The organism is Escherichia sp. MOD1-EC6819 (assembly GCF_002965765.1).
Classification (GTDB): Bacteria; Pseudomonadota; Gammaproteobacteria; order Enterobacterales; family Enterobacteriaceae; genus Escherichia; species Escherichia ruysiae.
On sequence record NZ_PTRG01000042.1, the window covers coordinates 1 to 743 of the forward strand.

Below are 743 nucleotides of genomic sequence, written 5' to 3' on the forward strand. Positions count from 1 at the left end.
CTGGTTGAAATGGAAGTTCGTGAACTTCTGTCTCAGTACGACTTCCCGGGCGACGACACTCCGATCGTTCGTGGTTCTGCTCTGAAAGCGCTGGAAGGCGACGCAGAGTGGGAAGCGAAAATCCTGGAACTGGCTGGCTTCCTGGATTCTTACATTCCGGAACCAGAGCGTGCGATTGACAAGCCGTTCCTGCTGCCGATCGAAGACGTATTCTCCATCTCCGGTCGTGGTACTGTTGTTACCGGTCGTGTAGAACGCGGTATCATCAAAGTTGGTGAAGAAGTTGAAATCGTTGGTATCAAAGAGACTCAGAAGTCTACCTGTACTGGCGTTGAAATGTTCCGCAAACTGCTGGACGAAGGCCGTGCTGGTGAGAACGTAGGTGTTCTGCTGCGTGGTATCAAACGTGAAGAAATCGAACGTGGTCAGGTACTGGCTAAGCCGGGCACCATCAAGCCGCACACCAAGTTCGAATCTGAAGTGTACATTCTGTCCAAAGATGAAGGCGGCCGTCATACTCCGTTCTTCAAAGGCTACCGTCCGCAGTTCTACTTCCGTACTACTGACGTGACTGGTACTATCGAACTGCCGGAAGGCGTAGAGATGGTAATGCCGGGCGACAACATCAAAATGGTTGTTACCCTGATCCACCCGATCGCGATGGACGACGGTCTGCGTTTCGCAATCCGTGAAGGCGGCCGTACCGTTGGCGCGGGCGTTGTAGCTAAAGTTCTGAGCTAATT

1 protein-coding gene is annotated in these 743 nt (G+C 52.6%); it reads left to right on the forward strand.

Annotation, left to right across the window (positions count from 1 at the left end; genetic code table 11):
- On the forward strand, nucleotides 1-741 hold a 741-nt coding region (locus A7Z06_RS21540), incomplete at its 5' end, for an elongation factor Tu (protein ID WP_032226617.1).
- Nucleotides 742-743 lie beyond the last annotated feature (2 nt).